Origin of the sequence: Curtobacterium flaccumfaciens, assembly GCF_051548005.1 — a bacterium.
In the GTDB taxonomy this organism is placed as follows: Bacteria; Actinomycetota; Actinomycetes; order Actinomycetales; family Microbacteriaceae; genus Curtobacterium.
This window is the reverse complement of record NZ_JBPUGH010000200.1, coordinates 1-5,162: the sequence shown is the minus strand read 5'-3', so window position 1 is coordinate 5,162 and position 5,162 is coordinate 1. Positions and strand designations below refer to the sequence as shown.

Here is a 5,162-nt window from a genome sequence, read left to right as displayed (position 1 = left end):
CCCGACGGCGTCAGCTCGCGGGGCAGTCCGCCGAGATCGCGGTGAGACTGTCCTGCACCTTGGTCTCGGCCTGCTTCGCGGCGTCCGAGGTCGCGCTGCCCGAGCTCTTCAGCGCATCCGCGTAGTCCTCGGCGGCCTTCGTGAACGTCGTGAAGTCGGACTTCACCTGCTCGTTGCCCACCTTGGGAAGCGCTGCCTCGAGCCGGTCGGTGAAGCCGTCGACGATCTCGGCGCGGGCCTTCGGGTCCGCCGGCGCGGACGACGACATCTGGTCCGCGATGAACGACTTCAGCTCGTTCTCGAGCTGCTTGCAGGCCTCCTGCTTCGTCTGCGCCGGTACGGCCTGCGTCGGCTTCGCGCTCGCTCCGCCGGACGACGCCGTGCCCGAGCCGGCTCCGCCGCCGTCCGAGGCGTTCGAGTCGCCGCCGCCTGAGCAGCCGGCGAGGAGCGTGGCGGCCAGGACCGCGGTGGTGATGGTCAGGTAGTGCTTGCGCATGGTGGTGCGTCCCCCTTCGATCGCCGCACGCCCCCGTGGGTGCGGCCGGGTCCGAGCGTACCGTCGGGGGCATGCGAGCGATCAGCCACGACGACGGCACCCTGACCCTGCGCGACCTCCCGGACCCTGAGCCCGGACCCGGTGAGGTCCTCGTCGAGGTCGCAGCGGCCGGTGTGAACAACGCCGATCGGCAGCAGGTCGCCGGGAACTACCCACCGCCGCCGGGGGCCTCGCCGGTCCTCGGGCTCGAGGTCTCCGGCGTCGTCCGGTCGCTCGGCGCCGACGTGACGGGGTGGGCGGTCGGCGACCGGGTGTGCGCGCTGCTCGCCGGTGGCGGGTACGCCTCGCTCGTGGCCGTCCCCGCGACACAGCTGCTACCGGTGCCGGACGCGCTCGACCTCGTGTCCGCGGCCGCGCTCCCCGAGGCCGCCTGCACGGTGTACTCGAACGTGGGGATGCTCGCCGGACTCCGGCCGGGGCAGACCCTCCTCGTCCACGGCGGCACGGGCGGCATGGGATCGCACGCCGTCGTCTGGGCGAAGGCCCTCGGTGCCACCGTGATCACGACGAGCGGCGGCGCGCGGAAGGTCCAGGCATCGCGGGAGCTCGGCGCCGACCTCGCGATCGACCACCGGTCGGAGGACTTCGTCGAAGCCGTCCTCGACTTCACGGACGGACGCGGCGTGGACGTCGTGCTCGACGTGGTCGGGGCGTCCTACCTCGGGAAGAACCTCCAGGTGCTCGCACCGAACGGGCACATCGCGGTCATCTCGACGACGAGCGGGTCGACGGGCGAACTCGACCTCGGCGCGATGATGGCGAAGCGGGCGACGATCAGCGCGACGACCCTGCGCGCGCGCCCGCTCGACGAGAAGGCCGCGATCGTCGCCGCGGTCCGCGAGCACGTCTGGCCGTTCGTCGAGGACGGCCGCGTCCGCCCGGTGGTGGACTCGGTGCTGCCGCTCGCCGAGGCCGGCGAGGCGCACCGCCGGATGGCCGACGGGGAGCTCGTCGGGAAGGTCCTGCTGACGCCGTAGGGCGGACGTGCGGCGCGGCGGTGCGGCGTCGAGGTCTGCTCTCGCGCGGACGGGCGGTGCGAGGTTCCGCGCTCCGTGCGAGCCCGCGTCCGTCGCACCGTGCGGGAAGCCTCGCACCGTGCGGCCGCGAGCACCCTGTCAGGCGTGGACGCGAGCGAGGAACTCCACGAGCGCCGGGTGCTCCGGGTGGTCGAGCACGTCGGCCGGGGCTCCCTGCTCGACGACCTCGCCGCGGTGCAGGTACACGATCCGGTCGGCGACCTTCCGCGCGAAGGACATCTCGTGCGTGGTCATGAGGATCGTCGAGCCCTGCCGCTTGAGCTCGGTGACGAGGTCGAGCACCTCGCCGACGAGCATCGGGTCGAGGGCGCTCGTGACCTCGTCGAGCAGGAGCAACTCGGGGTCCGTCGCGATCGCCCGCACGATCGCGACGCGCTGCTGCTGCCCACCGGAGAGCCGGTCGGGGTACGCACCCGCGAAGTCCGCGAGGCCGATCCGGTCGAGCAGTCGCCGCGCCGTCGCCTCCGCCGAGGCCCTCCCGACGCCGTGGACCCGTCGCGACGCCAGCGTCACGTTGTCGAGCACGCTCAGGTGCGGGAACAGGTTGAACTGCTGGAAGACGACGCCGATCCGGGCCCGCGCGGCGTCGACGTCGATCCGGGGGTCGGCGATGTCGGTGCCCTGCAGCAGGATCTCGCCGTCGTCGATGCCCTCGAGCAGGTTCACCGTCTTGAGCAGCGTCGACTTCCCGGAGCCGGACGCACCGATGACGCAGATCACCTCGTGGCGGTGCACGGTGAGGTCGATGCCGCGCAGGACCTCGTGCTCGCCGAAGGACTTGCGCAGGCCACGGAGTTCGAGGACGGGCGCCGACGTCGGCGGCTCACGCCGCGCCTCTCCCCGCCGGCTCGGCCGATCTGCCGCTGGCGCGTCAGCTCGGAACCGGCGGCGTGGGCCCAGGCCGTCGACCGGACGGGAGGCGCGACTCGCGCCCGCCTCGGATGGTCCGCTCACACCGTGCCCCCGATCTGCTCGCGCTGCTGCTGCCGCCTGGCGATCGCGTCGGTGACGCGGATCAGCGGCAGGCTGATCACCACGAACAGCAGACCGGCGACGAAGTACGGCGTGAAGTTGTAGCTCTCCGCCTGCGCGATCTGGGCCGAGCGCACCGCGTCGACGGCACCGAGGATCGACACCAGGCCGACGTCCTTCTGCATCGACACGAAGTCGTTCATGAGCGCCGGGGTGACCTTGCGGATCGCCTGCGGCAGCACGACGAGCCGCAGTGTCTTCGCGTGCGAGAGGCCGAGCGACCGGGCGGCGAGGCGCTGCGACGGGTGCACCGCCTCCATGCCGGCGCGGAGCACCTCGGCGATGTACGACGAGTAGGTGAGGACGATCGCGATCGTGCCCCAGAACTCGGCGGGCAGGCGCGGGAAGACACCCAGGCCGGGGATCCCGTACCCGACGAGGTACAGCACGATGATGAGCGGCAGGCCACGGAACAGGTCGGTGTACCCGGTGGCGAGCATCCGCAGCGGGAAGAACACCGGACTGCGCAGGCCCCGCACGACGGCGAGCAGCGTGCCGAACACCGCGACGCCGATCGCGCTGAAGAACAGGATCCGGACGTTCAACCACAGGCCGGCGAGGATCGCGGGGAAGGAGTCGACCGCGGTCTGCGGGTCGAAGAACGACTGCTGGACGGCGGCCCACCCGGGGGTGTTCACGACGCCGAAGTAGACGACCGCGACGACCACGAGCGTCGAGACCACGGACACCGCGATCGACCGGCGTCCGCGCTGCCGGCGGTACAGCCGACGTTCGAGCTCGACCTGGCTCGGCGCGGGGGCGGCCACCGGGGTGCCGGCGCCTGCGGGGACGGCCACCTGCCCTACTTCAGGACGGGGGTGCCGGTCTCCGAGGAGAGCCACTTGGTCTGCAGGCCCTCGAGGGTGCCGTCGTCCCTCAGCGCGACGAGCGCCTTGTCGACCTTGGCGGTGAGCTCGGAGCCCTTCGGCAGCACGAAGCCGAACTGGTCGCCCGCGCCGTCGTCGGGGAACTGGGCCGAGACGGTGCCCTTGCCGTCGAGCTGGGAGCCGGCCATGTAGAACGCGGTCGGCAGGTCGGTGACGACGGCGTCGATCTGGCCCGACTTCAGCGCCAGCACCGCGTCGTCGTTCGAGTTGAACACCTGCGGGGTGACACCGAGGACGTCCTTGACGCTCTGGATGCTCGTCGACCCGGTGGCGACGCCGATCGCGTCCTGCTTGAGCGCGCTGATCGTGGTGTCACTCGCGGCCTTGGAGGACTTCGTCGTCACGACCGCCTGGGTCGTCGTGTAGTAGGCGGTGGACATGTCGACGGCCTTCTTGCGCTTGGCGTCGATGGAGAACTGCTGGATGTTGAGGTCCCAGTCCTTCGGACCCGGAGCGATCGCGCTGTCGAAGGTGCTGCGCTTCCAGACGACGTCGGACTTCGCGTAGCCCATCTCCTTCGCGACGGCGTACGCCACGGCGGATTCGAACCCCTTGCCGGACGCCGGCTTGTTGTCCTCGACCCAGGGCGAGTAGGCGGGCTGCCCGGTCGCGATCGTGAGCTTGCCGTCCGTGACGGTCCCGGCGGCGTTGCTGCTGCCGGCGGAGCACGCGCTCAGGGCGAGGGCGGCGACCGCGGCCGTGGCGACGGCGAGGGTGAGGCGGAGGGAACGGGTCACGGGCGGGCCTTCGCTCGAGGGGTGGGGGCCATCAGATCGTACGCGGAACTGGTACACCAGCGCGAGCCGGCGGCGACGCGCACCGTCATGGTCAGCACGGCGAACAATGCATTTCGGTTCCAGGAATACCGAACGGGGATCGGTGCGAAAGCCGCAAACGGACCTCACGAAATGGTCACGACGACATCCCCGACGCATTCTTCGTGCATGATCGGTCCCGCAGCACGTTGCTCCGGCGGCGGGTGGCGGACAACGGCGTCCGGTGCCCGCCGCCGGCAATGCTCCCCGACCTCCCGAACCGTGCCGGCGTCGGGCCGGGCGCCGGCGGTGGTGCTACTCGGCCAGGCTGAAGTCGTCGAACGAGAAGCCCGGCGACACGAGGCAGCTCAGCAGCACCTCGCCGTCCTGCGGGAGCGTCCGCTGCCACACGCCGCCGCGGACGAACGCCTGCGCGTCGTTCACCCGGTCGCGCCCGGCGTCGGGCCCGAGGGTGAGCGTGGCGCCCGGGACCGGTGCGTCGCCGTCGCCGCCGAGCTGCAGGTCGACGCTGTCCGGGCCGTGCCACATCCAGATCTCGTCGTTCGCGACCCGGTGCCAGGCCGAGGCCTCCCCGGGCGGGAGCAGGAAGTGGATGAGCGTTGCGGCCGGACGCTCTCCGGCCGGGGTCTCGACGGTCGCGGGTGACGTCCACGTGCGGACGTACCAGCCGCCCTCGGGGTGCGGCTCCATGCCGAGGGCGACGGCACGCTTCGGGACGTCGAGCCACTCGATGAGCTCGCCCGAGACGGTGCGGCGGGCGGCCATGCCGGGTCGGGGTGCGGTCTCGGTCATGTGGGTTCCTCCTGGTGGGTGCGCGACGCGCTGGTGGGCGACGCGGAGTCGGGTGACGGGTCGGTGGGCGACGGGGTGGGCT

6 protein-coding genes are annotated in these 5,162 nt (G+C 71.9%); 1 reads left to right on the top strand and 5 read right to left on the bottom strand.

The annotated features are described in order from the left end of the window. Window positions 1-10: 10 nt before the first annotated feature. Complete coding sequence (locus tag ACSW7Y_RS16120) at window positions 11-496, bottom strand: hypothetical protein (protein WP_438127253.1); 486 nt, start codon at window positions 494-496, stop codon at window positions 11-13. Between the two features lie 71 nt (window positions 497-567). Here ACSW7Y_RS16120 and ACSW7Y_RS16115 point away from each other — a divergent pair, with 71 nt between their 5' ends. Then, window positions 568-1,533 (top strand): NAD(P)H-quinone oxidoreductase, encoded by a 966-nt coding sequence (locus ACSW7Y_RS16115; RefSeq protein ID WP_438127252.1) that lies wholly within the window; start codon window positions 568-570, stop codon window positions 1,531-1,533. A 138-nt stretch (window positions 1,534-1,671) separates the two neighbouring features. Here ACSW7Y_RS16115 and ACSW7Y_RS16110 read toward each other — a convergent pair whose 3' ends face one another. From ACSW7Y_RS16110 to ACSW7Y_RS16095, 4 genes are all read right to left on the bottom strand, one after another. Next, complete coding sequence (locus ACSW7Y_RS16110; protein WP_438127254.1) at window positions 1,672-2,379, bottom strand: amino acid ABC transporter ATP-binding protein; 708 nt, start codon at window positions 2,377-2,379, stop codon at window positions 1,672-1,674. Between the two features lie 164 nt (window positions 2,380-2,543). Next, a complete protein-coding gene (locus ACSW7Y_RS16105) occupies window positions 2,544-3,422 on the bottom strand; it encodes an amino acid ABC transporter permease (protein ID WP_438127251.1) in 879 nt (292 codons plus the stop codon). 5 nt (window positions 3,423-3,427) lie between these two features. Beyond that, window positions 3,428-4,249, bottom strand: a complete 822-nt coding sequence (locus tag ACSW7Y_RS16100; RefSeq protein ID WP_438127250.1) for an ABC transporter substrate-binding protein — start codon at window positions 4,247-4,249, stop codon at window positions 3,428-3,430. Window positions 4,250-4,582: 333 nt separating this feature from the next. Continuing rightward, entirely contained in the window at window positions 4,583-5,080 is a 498-nt protein-coding gene (locus ACSW7Y_RS16095) for a cupin domain-containing protein (RefSeq protein WP_438127249.1), read from the bottom strand. Window positions 5,081-5,162 lie beyond the last annotated feature (82 nt).

Excerpts from the sequence above, each read along its gene's own strand:
- ACSW7Y_RS16120 (WP_438127253.1), bottom strand. The coding sequence starts at position 496 with ATGCGCAAGCACTACCTGACCATCACCACCGCGGTCCTGGCCGCCACG.
- ACSW7Y_RS16115 (WP_438127252.1), top strand. The coding sequence starts at position 568 with ATGCGAGCGATCAGCCACGACGACGGCACCCTGACCCTGCGCGACCTC.
- ACSW7Y_RS16095 (WP_438127249.1), bottom strand. The coding sequence starts at position 5,080 with ATGACCGAGACCGCACCCCGACCCGGCATGGCCGCCCGCCGCACCGTC.